Consider the following 26,410-nt stretch of genomic DNA (forward strand, 5'->3'; position numbering starts at 1 on the left):
ATATACGATTTTAATTTATAAGTTAACAGATAATCCTAAGGAGAATGCTTTAGTCAATGGATATTGCGTACCGGTTGAACTGGCTAATTCCGGATCCCACCATTTGAACTTCGAGAAAGTCAGCAAATTGGTACCTCTGAAGTAGACACGAATGTTATTGAAATGAATCTTGTTGACAATCCCCTTGGGCAAAGTATAACCGAGTTCCACTGTCTTCAGACGCAGATAAGAACCATCACGCAACCAATATGTAGAATGGCGGTAGTTATTATCATTTCCTCCGAAACTCAAACGAGGATAAGGAGCATTCGGATTTTCCGTTGCCGGGTCACCGGAAATATCAGCAGAAATCCAACGATTGGAAGAAGCCACCTGAGAGAGAATATTACCCCACTCACCTTGACTGAAAGCATATACCGTAGCACCTTCCACGAAGAATGAAGACTTACCTGTACCCTGGAAATGTACATTCACATCCAAGCCTTTCCAATTAGCAGCAACACCGAAACCATACATCAGGTTAGGGCGGGTAGTCGCACCAATAGGTACTTCATCATTCACATCAATGATACCATCACCATTAACATCCTTATACTTAATGTCACCCGGTTGTACAGTACCGAATGTTTGTGTCGGACTATTACGAATATCATCATAATCCTTAAATAAGCCCAGAGATACCAAACCTCTTGCCTGATTCACGCGGTAGCCCTTCTCCATCTTATATGGATAAACATGATATTCTTCATCTTTCTCCTGAATTATATTCTTGCTATATGTAAAATTACCACGGACGGTTAGAAATACTTTATTCCATTTATGTTTAAAAGCAAAATGGCCATCAAAACCTTCGGAAAGAACGGCACCCACGTTGGCATGAGGCCATGCAGTGATTCCCGCCATGTAAGGTAAGAATTTACGTTCCAGCCATATTCCATCACGTTGTTCGTGGAAGTAGTCGATGCTAGCGGTGAACTTATCATTGAATAATGCTAAGTCTACTCCTAAATCATGTTTGGTAGCAATTTCCCAAGTAGCATAATTAGATGCCAGCACTGTATAGAGTTTACTGGTATAGGCTTTGTCATAGTTAAAATCTGCCCATTGATATCCCTCTTCAGAATCACCGATAGTATAGAGATATGGGAAACGGAATTCATTATTACCAATCTTCAAGACATCGTTACCTACCTTACCATAAGAATAACGCACCTTGAACATACTCAACCACGGTAGAATTTTCTTGATGATAGGTTCTTCAGCAATATTCCATGCTACAGAAGCAGCAGGGAAGAAACCGAAGCGGTGTCCGTCAGCAAAGTTTTCCGATCCATTATAACCAAAGTTAAAATCAACGAAGTAACGATAGTTCCAGTTATAATTAATGCGTCCAGATACTCCCAAATGCCGGCGGGCAATACCATTCTTTAAGTCATCTCCAATATTCACAGTAAATACCCTTGAATCCTGATTCAACTTCACGATTCCGCCCACATGGTGTCCCTTGAATGTACGGTCGTAGTGCAACTCAGCTTCAAAAACTTCCTTACGGTTACCTTCCGCACTACTTTTCTGAAACATAGGTGACTCAGCAGAAATACGGTCGAATACTAGATTACCATTGTCATCACGCCTGCGTTGTACTCTCCATTGCTCAGGCCACTTTATGCGTTCAATATTATTCTTATTCCAGGTATCAAAACCGAAACGGGCCACAAACCTTAAACCTTTCGTAAGGAAGTCCAGATTCTGCTCCAGCGTAATATTAGTTTGAATGGTATTCTCCCAAAATTCCTTATAGCCAGTCTGTGTAGCAAGTACCCATGGATTCGCCTGAATGCCGGTTCCATAAGCGGGGACATAACCATTGGAGTACATCACGGGAATGTTAATGGGACTTTGATACATCAATGACTGCCATGCATCGCTTGAGAAACCGGATTCATTATACTTCTTTAATGAACCAGACACACCCACTTTCAACAAAGTCTTACGGGTTATATCAATATCCGTATTCAAACGGTAGTTCCATGTATTAGCGTTACAGTTGGTATCATATTCTTTTTTCAAGGTATCATCTGTCTTGAACATACCACCTTCCTGTACATAACTCATAGAGATAAAGTAACGTGCGGTAGAACCACCACCATTCATATTCAGATTAGCACGATAAGTCATAGCACCATCTTTCATCAAGACATCCATCCAGTCCACATTAGGATACAAGTCTGGGTCCAGTCCTAACCGTAAGATTTCCAACTCTGTACTATCATAGATAGGTTCCAGGTTACGGGTGGTACGGGCTTCATTCATCATGTTCGCATACGTATATCCATCAGCGAAACTCGGAGTAAGCGTACGGGCATTATAAGAAGTCTCCACTTTAGCATCAATATTAATCTTACCACCCTTACCATGTTTAGTAGTAATCAATACAACACCATTTGCACCACGGCTACCATAGATAGCTGTTGCAGAAGCATCCTTCAACACAGAAAATGATTCAATATCCTCAATGTTTACATCATCCATATCACGTTCAAAACCATCCACCAATACCAAAGCGGAAGTACTGGCACCAAACGTAGAGATACCACGAATCCAGAACTCAGAGGTATTCTTACCCGGCTGTCCGGTAGTCTGCATCGCCATAACACCAGCTACATTACCTGCTAATGCATTGGTTAGGTTACCGGTAGACGTCTGCTGCAATGACTGCACATTCACCGTAGTGATGGCGCCGGTCACAGTCAGCTTCTTCTGTGCACCCGTACCTGTAATAACAACTTCATCCAGAACGTTGTCCGAGGCCTCCTTCATCACCACATTAGCCACATTCTGCTCTTTAATCAAGACTTCTTCCTTATCAAAACCAATATAAGAGAATACCAGTCGATGATAAGGTTCCACTTTGATTTTATATCTACCATTCACATCGGTAATTGTACCCAGCCCGGGCATATCTTTTACAGCCACATTCACACCGACCAGCGGTTCCTTGTTCGAGTCCGTCACTATACCTGTTACCTCCATAGTCTTCTGCGCATAGCTTTCTATTGAGAAAACAAATAGCAGGGCTATCGTCATTATAAAGTTTTTCATATTATCAACATTAATCAGAACTAAATTTATTTCTCTTCTTCCGGTTCTTCTTCCAACTCTTCCAAAGCGATCTTACGCAGAAGATTATTTCCGACCTCTCCAATATAGAAAGCGTCTTCTTTCTCATCATATGCCAATGAAACCGGTTTATTGAAACGCGCATCCGCACGAATAGCTCCATTGATATATCCTTCAGGCTTTCCGTCCACACTCGTACTACCGCGTCCGGCGAAAGTGGTTACAATACCTTCCGGGGTCAAAACACGGATTGCATGATTGTCTCTATCGCAGAAATAAAAGTCATACTGATCCTCCTTACCCTCAGCCACATAGTCAGGGTTTTTCACAAAGATTCCCTGGTACGGAGAAGACAGACGAGCACTTGCACCTACTCCGTCCAACCAGCCGGACTGCGATACTCCACCACAAATCAGATAAGGTGTACCAAAAGTTTTCGATACCCAATTGTAATTCATACGCATGATATAGTGCTGGTTCTTCACAATCAAATAAGCATAATTGCCACTTGGATGCATGGTAATATTAAACTCCCAGTTACTATCCTGAATAGTACAGATAAACTCACGGTTCAAGGTAGACGCTTCTACCCCCGCTCCATAGGTGAGAAAATCATAACGATACAAATTTCCCCGGCTGAAGTTATTGTAGTATAGTTCTTGATTAACGGGATGTAGTGCCGCCCCGTTACATTGTTTACCTATAGCTAATACCTGCACATCTTTTTTGAAATCATTTTCACGGGTAACCAAAACTGTACTTGCAAAATTCTCGTCCCTGTCATTCGGGCCACCACCATCATTGGCTATAACCATAGTATCACCTTTGGCAGTCCATGCAATAGTACGCATACGCGTAAGAGTAGTACCTGTGTTAGTCAAGCCCGTACTGATTCTCTTGTTCTCAAGGTCGATAATACGCATCGGCTGTCCATCTTGAGCCAGATACAATATCTTATTATCACTGTTGGGATCAAAAGAAAGCCAAGTAGGATTCAGAAGCCCATGATTTTTCTCAAAGGATTCTGCAAAAGTGCCGTCAGCTACATCATAATGTCCACGTTCGTCTTTATGCCCATAGACTGTGGTCACCACTTTTTGTCGTTCATAAATGAATTTCTCTTTAGCAGAAGCTTTTGACTCCCGTATTGACACCTCCACTGTGCCTTCATAACATTTATTAGGTGTCACACAATAAATACTCGTCCCTTTTGCACTGATAACAACCGCATCTTTCCCACCTACTTTTACCGAAATAAGTTTTGGGTCTGTACCGAAGTTACTGCCGTAAATAACCATCTGCATTTGTCCGCCACCTTTCTTAGGAGTAAAATCCCTGATTTCTATCGGCTTACTTGCATCATAAGGAGCAGTCATCTCATCATCCTCACTAGAACTACAAGAGCAGAAAATAAAGGACAGCAGCAAAAACAATTGCACAATGTTTTTCTTTTTTCTAACTTGTCTCATTTTTTTAAGATTTAAAGTTTTACATAAATTTGAATTATAGTTTATCAACCAGGCAATTCATATTTCAATTTACTTTTTTATATGGCTCAGTATAGTAAACCTGTCCCGTGCCATTCTTTTATTATGCTAAAAAATGAGGTTGTGCCGCCAATACTACACACTTCTGACACAACCTCATAATATCGAAGCTATCCCTGCAATCCCTTATTACCCAATTCCGTCACAATTTTGACCAATACCAAATCTTATTTCACCCTAAATTACACCTTTAAACAAGCAATATTATCAAGTAAAGACACACTCCGGAAAACGATCAACCACTATAAATCTACAATATTGTTTTTGTTGGTTCTGACACAAAAATAGGCCATACCCCATGACATCTGATAATATTATTCGACCAGATATTAGCACTTATTACCCAAAATAGAGATTTGCATATCAGGTAGAAGAATAATGTTATTTTCCGGTAAATTGCTGGCAAAGTGCATATCTGTCTATCATTAAATATCATTGCACTTGCAAATATCTGCCATGACAATGTAAAATGTAAAACATTGATATATTGCAAAATAATAGATATGAGAAACATAAAAAAAACGGGAACTTTACCAGAACCCGTTTTTTGATTTAAATAAAATATTTTTCAGAAAGGTTTCATACTAATTGTAAGAGTAGCATAAATCATCTGTATCAAATAGAATAATACGGTTGCTACTATGGAAAGCTAAAAACAAATTCTCAGATTCTTTGCATCGGTACACAGAAAATGAAACGAGTGCCCTGAGTATATTCTTTATCAATAATCAGGTAACCTCCCAACTTCTCTGCAACGGTGCGGCAAATGGACAGACCAAGACCTGTGCCCTGACTAAAATCATTCAGCTTGACAAAACGTTCGAAGACGTGCTCCTGCTCATCAGCAGGAATGCCTATTCCGGTATCCGTAACCGTGAATATTAATTGCTTCTCCTCCTCTTTCACCTCGTAGGCCAGTGTAACAGAACCTTCCCGGGTGAATTTTGATGCGTTACTCAGCAGGTTATCGAGCACCTGCACTATGTAGCTATAGTTACTATCTATAATCAGTTCATCGCAAGCCGGCTCAAAAATGAGCTTTATATCTTTAGAAAACAGTTCGCCCGCCGCGTCCATCGAAGCCTGGCAACAGGCATTGACATCGACAGCATAATGGTTGATTTCAATATTACTGTCGAGTGCTGAAATATCAAGAATATCACCAACCAGCTTCAACAGCAGTTTACTGTTGCTTTCAATCAGCGAAACATACTGCTTGATGTCCTCCTGATCCTCAAATAAGTCTACCAGCACTCCGGAAAAGCCTACAATAGAGTTCAGAGGGGTACGGATTTCATGGGACATGTTTTGGATGAATACCGTTTTCATCCAGTTACTTTGTTCAGCAACTTCCTTGGCCTTGCGCAATTCTTCCTTGGCTTCAATCAGTATGCGGTTCTTTTCGTCCAGTTTATCTCTGGATTTATGCAACTTTCCATTCAGCTTCCTCTGTTGCAACAGGAAGACAACAACAATGCACAAGATGCCCACTACAGAGAACAGGATGATACGGGTATTTTGGAGTTGTTTCTCCTGGGAAATCTTTTCCAACTGCTGCTTTTCTGCACTGAGCCGTTGCAGATTTAATATAGTGGCAAACTCTCCGGTAGTGACTTCCTCACTTTTTTCTTTCTCTTTCTTTTGTTCCAGCAGGAAGTCGCGATACAAATCGGCTGCTTCGCTTTTGCGGTTCATCTCCCAAAGAATGTCGGCCTTTGTCTTCCTCAATGCCGCCAAAGTCATTAAATCGTTTATTTTCTTTAGTTCAGCCTCCCGTACAGCCAATATTCCAAGAGCCTCATTATAGTTACCGACTCTCCAGTTGTAATCAAGTTCTACGTCATAGAAATAGTGGATATGACGTTTCAATGAAGGTTCCTCCGCGTACATTTGCCTGCATTCTTCCAATACTTGACGGGCAGCTTCCTTATCTCCCTGAGCAAGATAGAGTGAGACATAAACCAGCTTGGCCGTCACCTCATGATAGGGAGACTTGACCGTCTTAAGTGCTTTCTTTAATAATTCGGGAGCCTTTTCTTCTTCGCCCAGATCAATGTATATCTTCGCCGCATCGCTGTATTGGCAGGATATATTGTATCTTACGACATTAGTCTTCTCAAAAAGTTCTATCTCTTTAAGCATGAACTCTTGAGACTTTTTCACTAAACCTTTGGCTGCATAAACGTTGGCCAAGGCATAATAGCATTCTGCAATACTCGACTTAAGATTGTCCCTCTCAGCCTCACGCAGCATCTTTTCAGCTTCAACAAGAGCAATGTTATATTCTCCCTGCTTGATATAATAGTTCACCAGACGGGCAGCCCATGCCCAATAGTAAAGTTCAGGGTTTTGTACCTTCCGGGCAAATTGTTTCAGTCGGTTTACTCCGGCTATGATGCTATCCGTACGATTCTCACCTTGCCCATAATAGTAATAATCTAACTTAGCTCCTAAAGCTATTTTAGCCATTACGGTATCATTGCATCGGATTGCCATGTCAAGCAGTGTGTCCGAGGCTGTCAGTACAATGGGATTAGTCGGGTCATTGAAATGCTCATCATAATAAGCACGCATGTGATTAACATAGGCAGAATCCACCTTTTGGGCATGGACAACCCATATAGCCAAATGTAGAAAGATACAGGCAAGAATCGTTTTTTTCATCATAAGTTATTTGCTCGTTGTATAATAACTGGGTTCTAAAGATATGCTTTATATATGAAATAAGATATTGTTCCATCTTACAAACCAACACAATTGACGTTTTTTATCTTTTTATTGTATATAATAAACAGTCTTTTGAGTTCCCAAAGCAAATAAGCAAGTATCTGTTCGTATGCACTGCATCTATAACTTGTTCATCCTAAAAAGAAAATCCACTTACTATCAATAATTTACAATTGATAATAAGCGGATTCTATTCTCAGGACTATTTTTCTGAGATTATTTCTGCGTCACTCCTTTCCAGTCATCCGTACGGAAAGGTGATGCGGGCAGTCCGGCACCATTATACAGATTACAAACCGGATTATTGGCCCAGGCATAGCGCACGGCAACCGGATAAGGTACTTCCGAAGAACTGACTACAATCTTATCGCCTTGTATTTCAGCTTTCGCCCAGTGGAATTTATGATCGCGTCCGGCAATGGAGAAACCTTGCAATTCTTTACCATCACCGCTCTTCAAACCACCATTTGTATGGTCGAAAGAGAGAATTATCTTATTTCCACTCACCTGATAGGAACGGTACATCGGACCAGAATACGGTATTTGCTCCCCATACGTATTAGCACGAGCTATCAGAGCTAACCGGTGACCGACTGTCTGCTTATCTTTCGGATGAATATCATTAGCGTCGCCTTTATCAATAATCACCGCCATACCTGTATTGGCAACAAACAGTGTACGGGTCTGCGCTTCGCGCAGTTCCGCCCATTCAGAATCAACCGGTTGCGGAGATTGCTGCATAAAGTTGGCTAACTGCACAAAGTAGAATGGGAAGTCCTGTCCCCAGTTCTGACGCCAGTTTTCGATAACCAGAGGGAAAAGCTCACGGTATTGATAAGCACGGGAAGCATTATTCTCTCCCTGATACCAGATGGCGCCACGAATACTGTAAGGCACCAACGGATGAATCATAGCATTATATAAAGATGTCGGCAGGTTGGGGTTCTCGGACATATCCTTCGGAGGCATTCCTTCTTTCCGGGCATCTGCCGCCACCTGATATTTCCATTCGCCGGCAAGGCTGATTTGCTCGCCATTGGCAGAACGAAGATAAAGTTCATCTGGCATACCGCAGCCACCGCCTGTATCTGTGACACGGATAGCTAAGACCAGCGTTCCGGCTTTAACCATTTTACCGGGAACTGTATAATTACGTGCAATGGAATAACCATCAGTACGTCCTACCTCTTTCCCATTCCAATAAGTAACATCATTATCATCAATAGCTCCCAAAACCAACTGCACTTTCTTGCCAGCCCAGGAGGAAGGTATCTCAACAGTCCGGCGAAGCCATAACAAACCATCAAAGCCATCCAGACCTTGTTCTTCTACCATACCGGGAAAGTTCATTTTCCCCCAGTTGCTATCATCCCAAGCAACTTCTGCCCGCACCGGTTTACCAGTGGCAAAACCTTCGTCAACACGATTGTTCCAAGCTTCCAAACCCTTCAAATACTCCGCTTTCATCGCAGATTTGTCAGGCATTACCTGAATATCTTCCACTACTTTACTGAAATCTGGCATTTCTTTCAGTATCTTTCCACTAATCCAGGACTCAACATTCGTTCCGCCCCAAGAAGTATGGATTAACCCAATGGGCACATTTTGCTTTTCGGAGATTTCACGACCGAAAAAGTAGGCAGTAGCAGAGAAATCAGGAACTGTAAGCGGTGAGCATACCTGCCAGCCGTTATCGCGAATCCTGATGTCCGACTCCGGTTGCGTACTCGTCACATGCTCTACGTGCAACAAGCGGATATTAGGATGGTTAGCGGCAGCTATCTCTTTCTCATAGTCCATTATCTTTCCCCATCCTTTCAATGGCATCTCCATATTTGATTGCCCGGAACATATCCAGACTTCACCGATCATTACATTCTTCAACACCAGTTTTTGTCCGTCAGTCAGGGTCAGTTCATACGGTCCGCCAGCCTCGGGGGTACGGACAGAGAGTTTCCACTTGCCCTCTTTATCGGCTGTAGTTTCATACGTCATTCCATCCCAGGAAGTGGTAATTTTCACCGATTTCATCGGTTTGGCTTTGCCCCAGATGGGAGCATCCGCCTGTTGTTGCAACACCATATTGTCCGAGAACATAGGTGGCAGTACAACTTTTGCAGACATTGTTCCAGATAACATCAGCAACGCTGCAACTAACATACACTTGTTTTTCATATACGTGGTTATTAGTGGTTAGTGATTAGAAAGCAAAGGTAATTAGAAATTCGTATTCCAAATAGCGTTATTGCCCTAATAAATGCAATAATCTTTCCATTTAGCGTGCTAAATAGAAAGATATTCCTACTTTTGCCATAAAATAAACAGGTTACTTTATGGTTTTAAATTACATTTGGGTAGCATTCTTCGTAATTGCTTTCATTGTGGCACTCATCAAACTCCTGTTCATGGGCAACACTGAAATCTTTACGGAGCTTGTCAACTCCACATTTACCTCCTCGAAAACAGCATTTGAAATATCCTTGGGATTAACGGGAATCCTTTCCCTCTGGCTGGGTATCATGAAGATTGGCGAACAAAGCGGCATGATAAATGCATTGTCTCGTTGGTTGAGTCCGGTGTTCTGCCGCCTTTTCCCTGAGATTCCCAAAGGGCATCCCGCCATGGGTTCCATCTTTATGAACCTCTCTGCTAATATGCTGGGACTGGACAATGCTGCCACTCCCATGGGACTAAAAGCCATGAAGGAATTGCAAGAGCTAAATCCCAAAAAGGACACAGCAACCAATCCGATGGTCATGTTTCTGGTGCTCAATACTTCCGGGCTGATACTGATTCCAATCAGCATCATGATGTATCGTGCACAAATGGGTGCCACGCAGCCCACTGATATATTTATCCCGATACTTATTACGTCGGCCATCTCCACTCTTGTGGGAGTAATTGCCGTCAGCATTGCCCAGCGCATCAATCTCATTAATAAACCTATCCTTATCCTTATCGGCTGTATCAGCCTTTTCTTTGCAGGACTCATTTACATGTTTACATTGCTTGGCCGCGAAGAAATCGGAACGTATTCTACATTGGTTGCCAATATTATTCTATTCAGTATCATCCTGTTGTTCATAGTCTGGGGATTGTGGAAAAAGATAAATGTATATGATGCTTTTGTGGAAGGTGCCAAAGAGGGATTTACCACCGCAGTACGCATCATTCCGTATCTGGTGGCATTCCTGGTGGGTATTGCCGTATTCAGGACCTCGGGCGCAATGGATATGCTGGTGAGTGGTATCGGTTATGTAGTAGGACTGTTTGGTGTAGACACCAGTTTTGTAGGTGCCTTACCCACCGCATTGATGAAATCACTGAGCGGTAGTGGTGCTAACGGACTGATGATTGACACCATGAAAGAATATGGTGCAGACTCCTTTGTAGGACGAATGAGTTGCGTAGCCCGCGGTGCTTCGGACACTACATTCTATATTCTTGCAGTTTATTTCGGCAGTGTGGGCATTACCAAGACACGCAATGCTGTTACCTGTGGACTGATAGCGGATTTGGCAGGTATTATCGCCGCCATCATCATCAGCTATATATTTTTCTTTTAATTTTTAATTTCTAATTCTTAATTGATATGGTTTCCTATCAGACAGACGGCGTAGAAATGCCCGCCATCAAAAAAGGCACAACAACGGAATGGATTAAAGCCGTTGCCGCCACTTACGGAAAAAGAGTCGGTGAAATCGCCTATATTTTCTGTTCCGACGAGAAAATTCTTGAGGTAAACCGCCAGTATCTGCAACATGACTATTATACTGACATCATTACTTTTGATTACTGTGAGGGTAATCGCCTCAGTGGTGATCTCTTTATCAGCCTCGATACTGTACGCACCAATGCGGAACAATTCGGCAGTGATTATGAAACGGAATTGCACCGCGTGATTATCCACGGTATCCTGCATCTCTGCGGAATTAACGATAAGGGACCGGGAGAGCGGGAAATAATGGAAGAGGCGGAAAATAAAGCGCTGGCAATGAGATAAGCACACGGGAGCGTTACTGACATAAAACAGTGTACTAAGAAAAAATCTCCGTTTAATCAGTTTAGTAACCTGATTAAACGGAGATTTTGCTTGTATCCTTCGCAATCTTTATATTATTTCAGCAAGAACTGTTCCGCACGTCCCGGTGAGAAGAGCTCCCATAAGGAAGCTACCGTCCAGCCCGGGGCGAAGATATTATTATAATATCCTTTACCATTGCGTCCATAGTCCCAGTTGGTATGTTGTACCACTTCAGGATAATAACCCACCTTCGCGATGCCACACATATGACCTTCATAGGGCAACAACTGGCGCATAGAGGTAGAAATTACTTCGGCAAAGTCAGCGAAGCGCGGTTCATTATATTGCTTGGAAAGCCAATGCAGCACATCGGCAAATTCGAAGATAAATACATCAATGTGGTTGTTCTCAACTGATACATTGCCCCAACCACGGGTTTTCAGCCCAATGTCACCTAACATCTGTCCTTCTGCAAAAGGAACATCCCAAGTATAATACCAGGACAAGGCGAAATAAGCAGCTTTCTTTGCCAGGTTCGCATAATGGGTGCGTTCTGCTCCTTTAGTAACCAGAGCCAGATAATATGTAGCTGTAGCAGCATACAAAGAGGCTTCCTTATCTTCACAATTGGCATCCAATGTTGACGAGAAATAATCAGCTTTGGATATCAATTCTTTCTCCAGATAATCGACCGTACGTTTTGCACTTGCCAGATAACGTTTGTCTTTGAAGTATTTGTAAGCCATTACTAAAGGCAAAGTAGCCGAAGGAGTACTGCCCCCGCTGGCATCTACAAGAGAAAAGTCGTCCTTGAACTTACGCGGGAAGCTACCATCCTCATTCTGCAAACGAAGGAAAGTATCCAGCATATTCTTTATACGCTTCTCCCATTCAGGATGTTTACGCTTCTGCTGCTTCTCGTAGTTCAGGTAGTTCAACACAGCATATACGCCTTCCGACTGGCGGCGAATGCTATGAACAGGCTCTTTCAAAGCACGGTTGTAGTGAACAACCTCATTGAAGAAACCGGCTTGAGAGAAGCCATTCTGAAGATAAGTATCAAAAACACTATTGGCATTATCCACCAGGTCTGCACGGTTCTGCTGCACTCCATACTCCAGAGCATTAAAAGCATTGAGCAATGTACGTCCTACAAAACCAATTTCAGCAACATCTGTACTGGCACAAGTAGCTGTTTCCAACTCTACCCCTGAAAAATAGTGAGTAGCTGTATTATCCACATAACTTTCCACAAAGAAGTTACTCATAACTTCTTTCATTCTATCCACCGTATAGGGTGTATTAACAGGCTGCGGACGATTCGTATCATAGCTATATTCCCAGGTACGCTGTACACATTCCGAAAAGTCAGTCGCATCTACTTCTGCCAATTCCCAGGTCAGAGAAATGCTATCGCCTTTACGAAGCAATTGGAAAGCCTCAACAGAGGGAGCTAACGTCAACTTACGAATATAAGTTTTTGGAGCTTCTTTATACGGAAAGCCGAAAGAAAGTACACTAATACCTTCTATATTCTCAAAACCGGTATAACCGATAGATGTTTCACCGGATAGAATGACTTCCCCTTCTTTGTGAGTAGCCAATGCATCTTTATCGAACTTATCGATACGGATTACTGACATTGACTTCCCACTTACAGGATTGAAAACGGCTGTCAGCGGAGTACTCAAACGATCCTCACGCACCAACCAGCTATCGGAAGTATGGAATGAAGGTGCCTTTTCCGGTGAACGCAAATTACGGCGATACCAGAATCCCGGCATATAAAACTGGCATTCGGCATGCTTATAACCAGTATTTACTTGTTCCCCATAATTGAAATATACATTTTCTAAAGCATTAATCACAACATTGACACGCTGTTTTCCATCTCTTTCTGTAACTTTCCGGGTAATAATCAACGGCAGTTCACTATTTGTCCGGCAATTATATGTTCCATCTTGCGCTTCCTGAAGAATAAGCGAATATTGCTTTGCCTCATTTCCCGGCACTTTCAAAGAAATAAAAGCCGAGACATTCTTCGGAGCAGCACTCATAGCCGACATTTCGGCAATACCCATCAAAAGTATTATCCCAAAAAACAATCTTTTTACTCTCATAATTATATCTAATCTATTTCAATTCATTAGTTAGAACACCGGTCTAGCGGACTCTGTCGACGGAGAATTTCCAGCTACTGAAGGCCATCCGCCTTTCCACTCAACCTTATCCATCATTAACACGCGACCTTCGGGACGTTTAGTACTCACTGCATGATAAAACATCCAGTCATTACCCGCCTTATCCGTCACAATCTCAGAATTATGCCCGACACCTACGAAAGCTTCATTCTTCTGAATCAACACTTCATGATGATTGTCCAGCATTTTCTTGCCACTTTTATCTATATAGGGTCCAAAAAGTTTCTTGGAACGTCCTACAACCGTGGTATAAGTACTCTTCAACCCTTCGCAACAAGTACCTATCGAAGCAAAGAAATAATAATAGCCGTCTTTCTTGTGAATATATGTTCCTTCATAAGCTGTTCCTGCCACCTGGCGGAGCTTAGCACCTTTCTTAACTGAAAGTCCGTCGTCTGATAGCTCAATGCCATAAATCCCACGGAAACTACCCCAGAAGAGATATTTCTTTCCCCCATCTCCTATATAGAAAGGATCGATGGAATTTTGCACATTAATTTCATTGCTGCGGAACATTTTTCCATGATCCGTAAAAGGCCCTTCGGGTTTATCGGCAGTGGCACATCCGATGCCGCAAGTCCCCTCCCCTCCCCAAACGGACATGGAATAATAAAGTACGTATTTATCGCCTATTTTATTAATGTCCGGAGCCCACAGCCCTCCTTTAGGTTCAAAATTCGGACGAGTGTCCTTGGTAAATGCCGTACCCACAAATTCCCATTCCACCAAATCTTTGGAACGATGAATGGGCAAGTGCTTGATATCTTCGGTAGCATAGAGGTAATAGTAGCCATCCTCCCCTTTAATAATGGAAGGATCGGGCAGACTATAGTTTATAACCGGATTCTGATAAGTTTTGCCAGGCTTTTTCGCCATAAGCACACAGCTTATGGCGAGAAAAGCTACTATTAACAATATTCTTTGCATATGTTTCTTTTTACTATTTACAAACCGGGGCTTCTGCCTCAGTGGATGGAGCGTTGCCTACAATCATAGGCCAATCATTATCCCAAACGATACGGTCAATCATCAGATAACGTCCTTTGCTTGGGGTGTGGCGGTCGTAACTATGATATAACATCCACTCATTACCTTCGCTATCCGTCACAATCTCCGAGTTGTGACCCGGCCCTACAAAACGGTCATTGGCTCTGATAAGTACTTCATATTTGTTGTCCATCATCGACTCTCCGTTCTTATTCACATACGGACCTAAGAAAGAAGTGGAACGACCTACAACCGTAGTGTAAGTACTCAACATAGAGTTACAGCATGAACCAACCGATGCAAACATATAGTAATAATCACCACGCTTATGGATGTAAGGCGCCTCGAAAGCCGTACCTGCCACCTGAACTCTCTCCTTCTTGGCTGTTGCGATGTCGGGATACACTCTGGTACCGTCAGCATTCAACTTCACAGCATACAGACCGTTGAAACTACCCCAAACAATCCACTTCTGTCCGTTGTCCTCATAGAAGCAAGGGTCAATGGAATTTCTCACGTCAATTTCAGCAGAAGTGAACAGCTTGCCTTTTCCGTCTACCGATATATCCAATGTGAAAGGACCTTCGGGAGAATCAGCCGAAGCAATACCAATACCGGCAGTAGCAGGCTTGCCCATGGCAGACATGGCATAATACAAGATATATTTGTCGCCAACCTTCTCAATATCCGGAGCCCACACTGCTGCACCCGATTCGGTTACGAATGAAGGTTTCTTGTCGAACATCTTGCCTCCGTCTGTCCAATGAATCAGGTCTTCCGACTTACGGATGACAGATGTATTGGTAGCATATACGTAATATGAATGGTCATTTGCTTTCCAGATGGTAGGATCACCCACACTGTAGTCAGTCAGCGGATTTGAATAGGGATTACTATAAACCGGCTTTTTATTATCATCATCCGAACAGGATGCCAAGGCTCCTGTCAGAGCCAAGGCAAATAATATATATCTACTTCTCATAATCAATTATTATATCTTTTTTCAAGTTCTTCTACAGGAATATTGTCTTCATAGCCATCGTAACCATAGTTCTGGTTGATGCGACCTTGCGTGTTGGATTCTATAGCATTACGCGGAACAGGCCACAACACATGATAAGGCTTCATTATGAAGGCATTGGTTGAATAATAATATTCTGTTGCAAAGAAGTTGTTCTTTTCCATTACGCGGTCATAGTACCAGTTCTTCTCCGAGAAGTTGCTGAGAGAATATCCGTCTACACCCTTTTCTGCTTTCAGGAATGCAATACGTGTCAGCTCAGTCTTACGATGGTCTTCCAGAAATAACTCTCTGGCTCTTTCATCCAGAATGTCTTCCAACGTAACAGATGAGAATTCCGGAGCATTCACACGACGGCGGATTGTATTCACATCAGCAGTAGCCAAATCGTTCTGTCCTAACCACCAGTATGCCTCAGCTCTGTTCAGGTAAGTTTCGGCAAGACGGAAGATGTACTGGTCGGTGAAACCACCTACAGGAACTTTACCTCCTGCTTTTATATCATCCTTGTCTATCAGGACCTTCACAATCGGGAAGGAGAAGTAACAACGCATAGTGTCCGAACAAAAAGCAGGATCAACTGGTTGGCCGAAGTATGCGGCACTACCACCTTTTGAAGCCGGCAAGTTGTATTTGATTTGTGACTTATCATACCAATTGTTGGAGTTATGACGCATATCATCACCGCAGTTGCTCCACAAGCTATATTGCGCATAGTTGGTAGGACGTATCTTAGCAAGACCTCTACCCAGATATTCCAGTTGTTCGTATCCATCATAGATACCAGAAGCATCCGTTGTTCCGTTCTTTCCGTCCGGTGTTTTCATCTTGGAACCGGAGTGCCACTGAGGCACGAAGTTACGTTTACGGTTTGAGCCACCTGGAGAAGAACATCCATCCAGACCATAGATTTCCTGACCGATCATGATACCTTCTTTGTTCTCAACGATACTGATATTTTCTTCCTGAAACAAGTCATTGTAGACATCCTTGCTCTTATCGTCTGAGTTGATACCGAAACGTTCGGTCATCAGACGTAATCCGTAGTTGTTGATACAACGGGTGGTTGCATCCACTGCCTGTTGGAAGTCACCGGTAGCCAGACATATCTTAGCCAGTAAGTGCTCACCTGCGGCTCTGCTCACTGCACCACGAATCACTTCTTTAGGCAACCATTGTACGGCATATTCCATATCTTTCTTGATATTCGCAAGGATAGTCTTACGAGAAACGGTATTAAAGTCTAATTTAGCACCGGTAATCTCTTCCCCAATCCAAGGTACATCACCGAATTGGTTAGTCAGCAGATAATACCAGTAAGCACGGTGAAAATATCCTTCAGCCAAACAAGCGTTTCTGTCTTCTTCCGAAGCCATACCATCAGCTTCGGGAGCACGGGTGATGACCGTATTGGCATACTTGATACCATTCCAGCCGAAAACCCAGTAACGAAGGTGTAAATACATATTAGTGGTAGGAGTCAACTGAGTCACCATATTATGTATTTCCTTTGTTTCAGGACCACCCATCACAGCCAAGTCAGACCAGGCATATTCATACACAGAGTAAGTTTCACAATTACTGGAGTTGAATGCATCTCCGAACCATTCAAAATTCATTTGCTTGCGACAAAGGCGAAGCATGGTTTCCAAACCCGCTTTATCCACGAAAGTATTCTCCGGAGTCAGAAACGACATAGCCTTCGGTTCCAGATCAACACAAGCAGAAAGGCTGGCAGCTATCAGGCAAGTAGCCAGACCTTTTAGTATATATTTCTTTGTTTTCATTTGAATATCTTTATTTAAAATTATTCGTTCTATCAGATTATAAGGTAATATCTACACCAAATGTCCAGATACGCGGAGTGATGGCCTTCGTCAAAGGATCGGAAGTTCTCCACTTAGAAATAACGAATGCATTATCCACATTAATGCTAAATCTCAGGTTATCAATCATAAACTTGTTAATCAGCTTCTTCGGGAATGTATAAGACAATGCCATATTCTGCATTCTTACGTAATTTCTCTTTTCGTAGATGTTCACACCCGGACTGTCAACGTTTGCCCCCAGACGGGCATATTTGCTGTTCTGATTCCAAGGTGTCCAGTATTCAGTCCAAACAGAGTTTGAAGTATTGTAGAAACGGTTAGTTTCGTTTCTGGGCAGATTATCGATATCCATCCAGCCGAATTCTCCACGCAGCACAAAAGAGAAGTTGATGCATTTGAAGAGGTTCAGGTCACTACTCAGTGTCATACGGTGCTTCGGAGTTTTGTTACCTAACCAAAGTTTGTCCTCATCATTGATCTTACCATCGTTATTGACATCCATCAATCTTGGGTCACCCGGCTGTTTACCATATTTTGCAGCTTCCAATTCTTCACCCAGTTGCCATACGCCAATCCACTTATAATCATAAATTTCATCAATGGCATGTCCGATATACCAGCCGTTCTGTACGTCATCATCCTCACGCTGACCAATAACATTACCATCTGCATCCAGCACATCAATTATATCACCATACAGGTGCTTGATTTCATTCTTGTTAGTAGAATAAGTAAATGTAGTAGCCCAACGTACATTAGAGGTATTCACGTTTATACTTGACAAAGTTAACTCAGCACCCTGGTTGGCAATCTCTCCCAAGTTAGAAGCAATCTTACCATATCCTGAAATTTCGGGCATAGCACGGTCCATCAACAAGTCGTTCGTCTTGTTCTTATAGAGTTCTACCGAACCGCTCAATCTGTTGTTGAACAATCCGAAGTCAACACCAAGGTTGAAACCGGTAGTAGTTTCCCATTTCAGGTCTCTATTAGCCAAACTTGAAGGATATACACCTTTGTAGTTCACACCATTCTGGATAACGTTCGTAATGGTCAATCTTGAATAGGCGGCATAACGGCCGATATCACGGTTACCGGTCTGCCCCCAAGAGAGGCGCAGTTTCAAGTTATCTATCCATTTCACGTCCTTCAAGAAGTTTTCTTCTGACATACGCCATCCGGCAGCCACTGTAGAGAACGTACCAAAAGGATTATTCTGTCCGAAAGCAGAGAAACCGTCACGACGTACAGAGCCGGTCAGCAAATAACGATCCATCAATGAGTAGTTCAAACGCCACAACAAACCATTACCTGTCTGCATTTCGTCATTGGAGCTGACCGTAGGAGTGATACCTGCCTGAATACCGTGATAGCTCAATGCGCCGTTAGGCTGGAAACCTTCATTGTTTCCTGTACTTTGCCAGTTCTGGTACTTTTCGGCAGTATATACAAAGGTAAAGTCAAAGTTATGTATTTTAGCAAACGTACGGTTCCACTTCAACATATTATCGATACTCCATTCGTAGTCTGAATAGTCTACGCGTTTTGCTTTACCACCTGACGGTACACCCGGTTTGATGTCAGAGTCAAAATAGTAATCCTTTCTCCAACCATAGCGTATGTTGAAAGTCGTCTGCCAGGAGAATCCGAACGGGAGAGTCAACTTGCCGTAAACACTTGAATTGAAAGTCTGTGTTCTATAATATTTGTCGTCCACAGAACGGTTCAGCAACGGATTGGCAATACGGTTGTCATCCCAAGGTCTAACCTTGATGCTTCCGTCAGCTTCGTAAACATCACCAAAGGGACTGGCAGCCTTAGCTGCACCTGTATCTGCTTTGATATCATCCGAACCTTTATGAGTGAACTGTGCATTCAAACCGATATTCAACCATTTTGTGATTTCAGTATCTAAGTTCACACGTGATCTTGAAGCACGGAACTGGTCACCTACAACAATACCGTCATTATTGGTATAGCCCAACGACACATAATAGTTGGTTCTTGCAGTCTTTCCAGAAACTGATGCACTGTAATCTTGTCTCAAACCATTCTGATAAACAAGGTCCATCCAGTCAACGAACTTGCCATTTTTATAGTTAGTAACCTCAATCGGGTTAAACTCCATACGTTGCATCCAGGTTTCGGTGTAGTCACCGGAGAAAGAAGGATCATAGGCAGCCCATTGTTCACGAGAAACGCCTTCGGGCAGATTATCGGGGTTGTCATAGTAACCCAACCCTTTTTGCTGATCACCCGGTTTAAAGTAATCGATTGTTTTATAGTAATCGGAACGTCTCTGCATGTACTGTTCAGCAGTAGGCATCTCAGGCATAAATGTTGCTTGCGACACACCGATTTTTGTACTTACATTAATGATAGGTTTTTCAGAAGAACCTTTCTTCGTATTGATAAGGATAACACCGGCCGAACCTTTAGAACCGTAGATAGCGGTAGAACTGGCATCTTTCAGGATATCCATACTTTCGATGTCGTTCGGGTTGATGTCATCAATATTACCATAGAATACTACGCCGTCCAAAACAATCAAAGGAGAAGTACTGGCTTTCAATGATTGCTTACCGCGAATCAAAAGTCCGGAAGCACCACCACCTGCATCAGTAGAAGGAGTGATGTGTACACCGGGAACCGTACCAACCAAATAGTCGAGAGCATTTGTTGCAGCTCTGTTCTTGGTAACCTCATCGCCGATGTGTGCCACAGCACCCGTTACGTCTTTTCTCTTCATTGTACCATAACCAACCACAACAACTTCATCCAACAACTTAGAATCCTCAACCAACATAACGTTCAGGGTTCTGGTGTTGGCATCAATTGTTTTTTCCATTGTTTGATAGCCAATGAATGAAAATACTAAGGTAGTTTTTTGTGCGGGAATGTTCAGTGAATATTTACCATCCAAATCAGTAATAGTACCCACAGCAGCATTACCTTTTACAGTTACGTTCACACCGATAACTGTTTCGCCCGTGGCATCTTTAACAACACCCGTAACGATTCTGCCTGACTGGGCTTGAACAGACATTGTAGAGATAAGGAGTAGTAATAGCATCCTAATCCTTGCATCAGAAAAGAATTTTGAAATCTTCTGCTTCATAATATTAAATTTTAAAAAAATTGTAAAGTCTTTATTGGCTTTAAAGCAGGACAAATGTAGAGATTAGATTAAATTATTGATGCTAAAGTTATCTCTAAAAAAAGAAAAAACGTCTCAATTTACCCTTCAGAAGGGTTTAAAAAGGGAATAGGGACAATAATTTCAATTATGAGACGCAACTGCTATTTTACTAATATACTGTAAGTTGCAAAAGTTGCTGATTAAGAAAACTTCAGATATATGTTAGAGAAATAAGAGAGAGAGAAACTGAGATAGTAGTACATTATTAACAAGCAGCTTCAATCAAGAGCCTGAACTACCAGATCTCCTGTTTTATTCGTTGCAGGTAGAGTGATTTCCAACATTCCTGCATGTCCGGACCTGAACTTAACAGGTTTACCATTGAAACGCACTGTATATTGACACCCCGCATTCATACAAACAATCATGCAACGTTCATGCGGTCTCGTTGAATCATCAAAAGAGATTTCAGCCTTATATCCAGAACAGTTGCCAGTGAATTCGCTTTTCGTAATCCAGACTTCAAACCCTGTGGAGACCTTACCCGGTTTATAATAAGCCGCAAACCAGTTCAGGATAGGAGACGAAAGCCCGGAAAACTGATGCCACCCCGCCCCTCTTCCCGAGGAAATGATGAAGTGCTCGAACGTGAAATAACTCTCTGCACACTCCTTTTCCCAGTTATCAAGAGCCGTATGCGCCACCCGGTAAGCTTCTTCTCCTTTACCCAGGTCTAAAAGAGCTTTCCACATCATCCACTGATGGGGAAACCAGACAGCACCATTCCAATATCCGTCCACCTTATAATAAGAAGCGGATTGATCAACTGTAGATATACCTACCTTAGTCCACAACTCATCAGGAGAAAACAGATGTTTCACCAGCTTGTCCGCCTGAGCGGAAGAACAGATGCCCGCTGCCAGAGGGGTTACTCCATCCAGTCCCTTATTGAAATTAGAGTGGTCTTTATACCGGAAAATATCTTTTGCATTGCCCAAAGAGTCATGAACCACATATCCGTAATATCCGCTTTCTTCATCCCACGCATAGGTTTGCAATGCATATGACAGTTGCTTGATGACCTGTTCATACTCCTTCATGTCTTTTTTCAATCCCAGTTCCTTGGCTGCCAGGCGCAGAATCTTCGCAGCCCGAAGATAATAAGCAGAAGTCACCACAGGAGTAACGAACGGGGTTTGCGATTTAGTGCGGTGCAACTCATGCTGGGGCGGATAATCGTCCCATCCACCGGAATTATAGAAATAATCCCAGGTGCGAAGCAAACCGGAACCTTCCATCCGGGTGGTAGAATAGGGATCGGTTCCGACCATGAAATCAAAATATTGTTTCAGGCGGGGATACAGGAATTCCAATGATTCATGTGACAGACTGTTATTCCATAAATCAAAGTAGGCATACATCTGTATAGGCAATGGAGTGCCATGATGAATGAAAGCCGACTCACTACCTACCGGAGTGGTATAAGCCTTGATACATTCGAAAGCCTTGGCAGGGTCCACATCCACCAGTCCCAACGCTATGAAACCGGAGTCCCAGGTATAGAGGCTGTTCCAGTTCTTTCCCGGTGTGAAGTGCCGGATATACTCTTTCTGAGTATAAACCGGATATACAATATTCGACAAAAGCGAGGCTTGCAACAGACGGTTTCCCAGAAGATACTTTTCTCCGGCAGGCAGTACCCCGTCTTTGAATTTCGCATCTTTTGCAGGCTGTATCTGTGCGATGAGTTTGTCCGGAGCAGAGTGAAAACCGGATAGCTCCTGTTTCACCAGTTCCTTATCTCCGCTGCACACCAGCATATAGATGGTCTGTTCGGAATTCGGTTCCAGCACGACGGGGCGCAAAAAGGTGTTTGCATAATGCCACTTCCTGTCGCCAACCAGCCTTGACGACACATGATCGTGCACCCGTCTACGAAAAAAAGACTCCAATTCACCGTTCAGAATCTCGCGCACCTCCGAATGCTGGTAGTTCCAGGCCACACCATAAAAGTTCTCACAATCCTTGTATTTCAGGATGAAGTCCTTCCGGTCCTCTCCCACTTCCATCATGGGAGTGAAGGGAACCGGTGCAGGAGTGACGTTTACATGGCTTACCTCATCACTGTCTCCCACAAAGAAACCATCCAGGCTGATGCCCACGGTGGAAGCGGAAATAAATTCCAGTTTATACTCCCCCGCCTTTTTACAATGGTAAGGGACGGACAGGAAGGAAAATTCTCCCGTACCCCTTAATTCCACAGGCTGTTCCGTCAGTCCTTTCAAATGCAGAACAGCGGTTTCCCCTTCTTTTACCTTAAACCGAAGTCCTATGGCGCCTCTCTCGTGTCCCGGAAGGATATTCACCAGATAAGCCAGACGGTCGCCCTCGTTTCTGCCGAAGCCCCGGCCCAGAATGGAGCCATCGAGCGACGAGGCACTCCGCTCTTCATTCCGTTGCCAACCGTCATACACCAGCCGGTACTGAGGAGACTGGCGGACAGGCTCATTCTCCACATAGTCGATGGCATTGTACCATTGCAGGCGGGATGCGCCTGTAGCGACCACTTGCGGTTGCGTTTCGGGATAATCGATGTAAGCCATCTGATTCAAGACCAGATTCTGGGGCATACTTGTATTGTTGACACAATGTATCCCGACCAGTGTACGGTTATCATCCAGAATGTGGTAGGTGACATCCGTATAGACCCGATCTTTCCATTCCAGCTCATAGCGGTAGGTGATGCGGGTCATCTCCGGGTTTATCTCCCACGGATAGTAGGACGACTCGAACAGGACGTGTGGCACCAACTGGCGGTTCCGGTAGTATCCGGGCATCACCGAGAAGTCAAAACGTATCCCTTTGCGCATATCGGGTATGTGCGAGATGCCGGCATAACGTTTTGAGTAAGGACCCCATGCATGCAAGGAAGCTATGTCATGGCTATTGTCCGAAGAAGGTGAAGGAAAAACAGCTCCTACACAGTAAAGGGCCACAGTTGCGGCCAGAAATGTCATCAAGTATCGTTTCATCTATTATTTCAGTAACTTCCTTCCAGAAACATTCAAAATCACTTTTCGTCCCAGCAAACTGATTGCAAGAACCACGTTGCCTGCTCGCTCTTCAGGCCCTGGCGTTCCAATACCGAAGGTAATTCATGATAACTCTTCCAGAAACCGTCGATTAAAGCGGGCATTTCTAACGGAGCATACATCACAGCTTCATTCAGACTTCCCATCTTGCCCAACTCCTCTTTGAAGACAATATACGAATTACGATACTTCAGTTGTTCCATAGATTTGGCCATTCTTCGGGATGCTCCCAAAAGCCCGTTCATATCCACCTTTTCCGCCGGATAGACTATCTTAATCACTTTTTCCTGATTGGGCAATTCCGGCAAATCTACCAGCAGGGCAAAGTCTTCGGCCGAATATGTGTATTCTGCCGGATTCCCATTCACCGTAACGGACAGAGGAATGAGTGACGACAGCACTTTCACCTTGAATGCACGGGCAAGAGGCATCTCTTTATAACTACCTTCGCGCTTGCCTATCACAACGGTTTGCTCATTGCCGCTACGGGTAGTAGTCAGCTTGGTCACCGCATACTCGGATGCATAGTTCTTATCATTTCCGTTATCTTCGTACAGGCTGAATACCGATGTACCGTTTCCACCGGGAAACACCGTCACTGCTATTTCTTCATCGTTACCGTTCAGGTTCATCACGTTCTCCAGATACAGAGGCAGTATCGCACCCGCCTTTACATAGATGGGATATTCATCAATGGCAAAAGAGCGTTCCACAACGCGGTTGCCTTGCAGCAAAGCACCCGTATGCCACTCGTACCATTCTCCCTCCGGTAGCCATACACGCACTTGCGCATAACCATCCTTTGCCGGAGCCGTAACCGGCGCCACCATCACATCATCTCCAAACATATACTCATTGGCGAATTCATAAGCTTCCTTATTCTCCGGATAATCATAATACATGGGGCGGCAGAGTGAAATTCCGTCATCATATCCTTTGCGGGCCATGGTGTAGATATAAGGAGCCATCACATAGCGTTGGCGGATTGTCTCACGGATGATATCGCAATACTCCTTGCTGAACACCCAGGGTTCCTTATTCAGTTCAGCACCTTTCTGGGAGTGGGTACGCATTATCGGGCTCAATGCTCCGAATTGCAGCCAGCGGGTGTACATTTCGGGGTCTATCTGGCTACCGATGTGTCCGCCTAGGTCATGGCTCCAATAGCCGTACAACACATTAGAAGCAGTAGAGTTGAAGTAAGGTTGGAAGTCCAACGACTTCCATGAAATCACTGCATCACCCGAGAATCCCACCTGATAACGATGGTTCCCCAATCCTCCCCAGCGGTGGTAGAGCATCGGGCGAGTCTCCCGGCGTTGTTCCATATCACTAAAGAATGCGTAGTTGATCCACCAGGTATTGCTCAGGTTCTTCATCTTTGAGTCGAACATTCCCTGCTGCCAGTCCAGCCACCAGAAGTCCACTCCGTCTTTCTCCATCGGAGCCAGGATGTTCTTGAACATATTCTTCATGAACTTCTTATCTGAATTTACCCAGGGTATTGTTTGCTTTGTAGCAGGGTCCACACCCATGTCTTTAGCCATCTCCGGATATTTTTCTTCATAAGCGGCCACTCCGTCTGCCGGATGCAGGTTGAGCGTCACTTTCACATTGTTCTGTTTCAGGTATTTCAGGAAGCCCTGAGGATTGGGAAATAAGTCCCGGTTCCAGGTCCAGCCGGTCCAGCCTCCCTTGCCTTTTTCGGTATAATGCCAGTCCATATCCACTACTAACACGTCCAAAGGAATCTGATAAGTATGGAAATTATCAATCAGATTACGGAACTCTTTATCGGAGTACAGCCAATAACGTGACCACCAATAACCGAAGGCATAGCGGGGAGGTAATGGCATCTTACCCGCAAACAGGGTATAGTCTTTCAGGGCTTGTTTATAGTCATGTCCGTAGGCCATGAAGTACCAGTCCTGTCCTTCATTGGCGGGGCGTTCCTTCGCCCAGTCCCAGTCCGGGTCATTGTCAAACAGCAGCCCCCGGGAGTCGTCAATGAGCGACCAGCCATCGGTTGCCAGCAGACCGTCTTCCAGTTTCAGTTTATCCCCTTTCTTGGTGTCAGACACCCAGGTTTGGGTCTGTGTGTCGCCATCCATTCCGTCGAGGGTGCGGTAGGTGCCTTTCAGGTTACCTTTCTGTTGCATGCCGGGCTTCCAGGTGAACGGGAATGCTCCTTTCACAGATTCGATTACTAGGTTATTGTCTGTGAACTGTCCACTGTCTTTTTTATAACGCATTTTCATTTTGGAAGTGGTTATTTCAACCCATGTCCCCTTTGCTTTCACCTTGTAATTGACATGCGGATATAGGCGGTCCACTGCTATAAAGGACTTGTCATCTACAAACTTCCCATCCGGAGCATACTCCAGACGGAGCGTTCCATCCGATATGACCGTAAATCGTACATGGTCATCAGCATAAGCAATATTCTGCTGTTCACCCTGCGCTCGTAGCGACAACAGGAGGCCTTGCAAAATGCAAAGAATAAGTGTTAACTTCTTCATCATGGTAATATTGATTTTATAGGTTCCAAATTTACATTAATAAAAATTCATATCACTGATTTTCTTTATTGATAATCAGGTTGTCATCTTCTTCTTTTTCCCTTTCGTCATAAACGAAATGAACTATCTCAATTCCCCTCCTCCAGTCGGAGGTTGTGTAAAAAGTAAGAATCAAGTGTTCTTTGACATATTGTATAAAAAGGA

13 protein-coding genes are annotated in these 26,410 nt (G+C 43.6%); 2 read left to right on the forward strand and 11 right to left on the reverse strand.

The features are described from left to right. Window positions 1-15: 15 nt before the first annotated feature. From HMPREF9447_RS11165 to HMPREF9447_RS11180, 4 genes are all read right to left on the reverse strand, one after another. Window positions 16-3,102: a SusC/RagA family TonB-linked outer membrane protein gene (locus HMPREF9447_RS11165; RefSeq protein WP_148374809.1), complete on the reverse strand. Its 3,087-nt coding sequence runs from the start codon at window positions 3,100-3,102 to the stop codon at window positions 16-18. Window positions 3,103-3,128: 26 nt separating this feature from the next. Beyond that, window positions 3,129-4,589: an IPT/TIG domain-containing protein gene (locus HMPREF9447_RS11170; RefSeq protein ID WP_009129841.1), complete on the reverse strand. Its 1,461-nt coding sequence runs from the start codon at window positions 4,587-4,589 to the stop codon at window positions 3,129-3,131. 741 nt (window positions 4,590-5,330) lie between these two features. Continuing rightward, window positions 5,331-7,334: a tetratricopeptide repeat-containing sensor histidine kinase gene (locus HMPREF9447_RS11175; protein WP_044138022.1), complete on the reverse strand. Its 2,004-nt coding sequence runs from the start codon at window positions 7,332-7,334 to the stop codon at window positions 5,331-5,333. A 276-nt stretch (window positions 7,335-7,610) separates the two neighbouring features. Beyond that, window positions 7,611-9,569, reverse strand: a complete 1,959-nt coding sequence (locus HMPREF9447_RS11180; RefSeq protein WP_009129843.1) for a sialate O-acetylesterase — start codon at window positions 9,567-9,569, stop codon at window positions 7,611-7,613. 158 nt (window positions 9,570-9,727) lie between these two features. Here HMPREF9447_RS11180 and HMPREF9447_RS11185 point away from each other — a divergent pair, with 158 nt between their 5' ends. Next, complete coding sequence (locus tag HMPREF9447_RS11185; protein WP_009129844.1) at window positions 9,728-10,960, forward strand: nucleoside recognition domain-containing protein; 1,233 nt, start codon at window positions 9,728-9,730, stop codon at window positions 10,958-10,960. 26 nt (window positions 10,961-10,986) lie between these two features. Continuing rightward, window positions 10,987-11,397, forward strand: coding sequence for an rRNA maturation RNase YbeY (ybeY, locus tag HMPREF9447_RS11190; protein ID WP_009129845.1), 411 nt, complete (start codon window positions 10,987-10,989; stop codon window positions 11,395-11,397). Between the two features lie 113 nt (window positions 11,398-11,510). On the opposite strand, the gene HMPREF9447_RS11195 is transcribed toward ybeY, so the two are convergent. The 7 genes from HMPREF9447_RS11195 to HMPREF9447_RS11225 form a co-directional block, all read right to left on the reverse strand. Next, complete coding sequence (locus HMPREF9447_RS11195; protein ID WP_044138025.1) at window positions 11,511-13,538, reverse strand: hypothetical protein; 2,028 nt, start codon at window positions 13,536-13,538, stop codon at window positions 11,511-11,513. Window positions 13,539-13,568: 30 nt separating this feature from the next. After that, the gene (locus HMPREF9447_RS11200; protein ID WP_244267604.1) at window positions 13,569-14,495 is read right to left on the reverse strand and encodes a family 43 glycosylhydrolase; all 927 of its coding nucleotides are present in this window, start codon (window positions 14,493-14,495) and stop codon (window positions 13,569-13,571) included. A gap of 64 nt (window positions 14,496-14,559) precedes the next feature. Then, window positions 14,560-15,588: a family 43 glycosylhydrolase gene (locus tag HMPREF9447_RS11205; RefSeq protein ID WP_009129848.1), complete on the reverse strand. Its 1,029-nt coding sequence runs from the start codon at window positions 15,586-15,588 to the stop codon at window positions 14,560-14,562. 2 nt (window positions 15,589-15,590) lie between these two features. Then, window positions 15,591-17,414 carry a RagB/SusD family nutrient uptake outer membrane protein gene (locus tag HMPREF9447_RS11210; RefSeq protein WP_009129849.1) on the reverse strand — a complete coding sequence of 608 codons (1,824 nt, stop codon included), beginning with the start codon at window positions 17,412-17,414 and terminating at the stop codon, window positions 15,591-15,593. Window positions 17,415-17,451: 37 nt separating this feature from the next. After that, entirely contained in the window at window positions 17,452-20,574 is a 3,123-nt protein-coding gene (locus HMPREF9447_RS11215; protein ID WP_009129850.1) for a SusC/RagA family TonB-linked outer membrane protein, read from the reverse strand. A 299-nt stretch (window positions 20,575-20,873) separates the two neighbouring features. Further along, on the reverse strand, window positions 20,874-23,627 hold the full coding sequence (locus HMPREF9447_RS11220) for an MGH1-like glycoside hydrolase domain-containing protein (RefSeq protein WP_009129851.1): 2,754 nt from the start codon (window positions 23,625-23,627) through the stop codon (window positions 20,874-20,876). A 38-nt stretch (window positions 23,628-23,665) separates the two neighbouring features. Further along, complete coding sequence (locus tag HMPREF9447_RS11225) at window positions 23,666-26,209, reverse strand: glycoside hydrolase family 31 protein (protein WP_009129852.1); 2,544 nt, start codon at window positions 26,207-26,209, stop codon at window positions 23,666-23,668. Window positions 26,210-26,410: the final 201 nt, after the last annotated feature.

The sequence above is a fragment of the Bacteroides oleiciplenus YIT 12058 genome, from assembly GCF_000315485.1.
Classification (GTDB): domain Bacteria; phylum Bacteroidota; class Bacteroidia; order Bacteroidales; family Bacteroidaceae; genus Bacteroides; species Bacteroides oleiciplenus.